Consider the following 2,384-nt stretch of genomic DNA (forward strand, 5'->3'; position numbering starts at 1 on the left):
GAGACCGCCAATGGCAGCACCGTCAATGGTAGCGCCGAGGCCGGCGGGACCGTCGAAATCACCAATGGTGATGGCGACCTGCTGGGCAGCAGCACTGTCGCCGATGACGGCACCTTCAGCATCACGCTGTCTCCGAAGCAGGAAGCCGGCGCTGTGCTGACCGCCACCGTCACCGACGCCGCAGGTAACGAAAGCCCAGTCTCCGACACCCTGGTGGTGCCGGAAGCGGCGGATGTTACCGCGCCGAACATCCCGACCATCTCTTCCGCGACCGACGACGTGGCAGCCGATATCGGTACCCTCGCCTCCGGCGATAGCACCAATGACGCGACGCCGACCCTGACCGGCAGCGCCGAGATCGGTAGCACCGTCACCGTCACCCACAACGGCGAAGTCGTTGATACGGTCGTGGCAGATACTAATGGCGCCTGGCGCTATACCCCGAGCACTGACCTCACCGAGGGTGATCACGTCTTCAGTGTCACGGCTACCGATGCCGCCGGCAACGAGAGTGCAGCCTCTGACGAGTTCACGCTCACCATCGACACCACCGCGCCGGACGCGCCAGTCCTGAGCGAGACCGATGGCACCACCGTCGCCGGAACCGGTGAAGCGGGCACCACGGTCGAGATCACCAATGCCAACGATGATGTGCTGGGAACAGCGGTCGTCGATGCAGAAGGCAACTTCTCGGTGGAGCTCTCACCGGAGCAGGAAGCTGGCAGCACACTGACAGCCACGGCAACCGATGCGGCCGGCAATGAAAGCGCAGCGTCCGCGGCACTCGATGTGCCGGTAGATGCTGACGTTACCGCGCCGAACACGCCGACCATCGCCTCCGCCACGGACGATGTGGCAGCCGATACCGGTGCCCTCGCCTCCGGCGACAGCACCAATGACGCGACGCCGACGCTGAACGGCAGCGCCGAAGCCGGCAGCACCGTCACCATCACCCACAACGGCGAAGTCGTTGATAGCGTGACGGCAGATGCCAATGGCACCTGGCGCTATACCCCGAGCACTGATCTCACCGATGGCGAGCACGTCTTCAGCGTCACCGCGACCGATGCCGCCGGCAACGAAAGTGCGTCGTCTGACGACTTCACGCTCAGCGTCGATACCGTCGCGCCGGATGCGCCGGTTCTGTCCGAGACCGATGGCACCACCGTCGCCGGAAACGGTGAAGCGGGCACCACGGTCGAGATCTCCAATGCCAACGATGATGTGGTGGGCACCGCGGTCGTCAATGCAGAAGGCAACTTCTCGGTTGAGCTCTCACCGGAGCAGGAAGCTGGCAGCACTCTGACAGCCACGGCAATCGACGCGGCCGGAAACGAAAGCGAAGCGTCCGCGGCACTTGATGTGCCCGAAGACGCTGACGTTACCGCGCCGAATGCCCCGACCATCGCCTCCGCCACAGACGATGTGGCAGCCGATACCGGTGCCCTTGCCTCGGGCGACAGCACCAACGACGCGACGCCGACGTTGACCGGCAGCGCCGAAGCCGGCAGCACGGTCACCATCATCCACAACGGTGAAGTCGTTGATAGCGTGACGGCAGATAGCAATGGCGCCTGGGGCTATACCCCGAGCACTGATCTCACCGAGGGCGATCACGTCTTCAGCGTCACAGCGACCGATGCCGCCGGTAACGAAAGCCCAGCGTCTGGCGAGTTCACACTCACCGTCGACACTATCGCTCCGGACGCACCGATCCTGGGCGAGACCGATGGCGAGACCGCCAATGGCAGCACCGTCAATGGTAGCGCCGAGGCCGGTGGCACCGTCGAAATCACCAATGGTGATGGCGACCTGCTGGGCAGCGGCACTGTCGCCGAGGACGGCACGTTCAGCATCACGCTGTCTCCGAAGCAGGAAGCCGGCGCTGAACTGACCGCCACCGTCACCGACGCCGCAGGTAACGAAAGCCCAGTCTCCGACACCCTGGTGGTGCCGGAAGCGGCGGATGTTACCGCGCCGAACACGCCGACCATCGCTTCTGCGACCGACGATGTGCCAGCCGATACCGGTGCCCTCGCCTCCGGCGACAGCACCAACGATGCGACGCCGACCCTCACCGGCAGCGCCGAAGCCGGCAGCACGGTCACCATCACCCACAACGGTGAGGAAATCGCGACAGTCACCGCCGATGCCAATGGCGCCTGGCGCTATACCCCGAGCACTGATCTCACCGAGGGCGATCACGTCTTCAGCGTCACAGCGACCGATGCCGCCGGTAACGAAAGCGCGCCGTCTGACGACTTCACGCTCACCGTCGATACTACTGTCCCCACCAATCCGGCCTTGGCGCTCACCACCGACACCAACGTCACCGACGACGGCATCACCAGCAATGGTGAAGTCACCGTCAGCGGTCTGGAAGC

The 2,384-nt window shown here is 64.7% G+C and carries 1 protein-coding gene; it reads left to right on the plus strand.

Translation table 11 applies throughout. From position 1 onward, the window contains the following. Positions 1-2,384: Ig-like domain-containing protein (locus QD356_RS17715; protein WP_279878483.1), on the plus strand; the 2,384-nt coding region annotated here is incomplete at both ends.

Origin of the sequence: Cobetia sp. 2AS, assembly GCF_029846355.1 — a bacterium.
GTDB lineage: Bacteria > Pseudomonadota > Gammaproteobacteria > Pseudomonadales > Halomonadaceae > Cobetia > Cobetia amphilecti.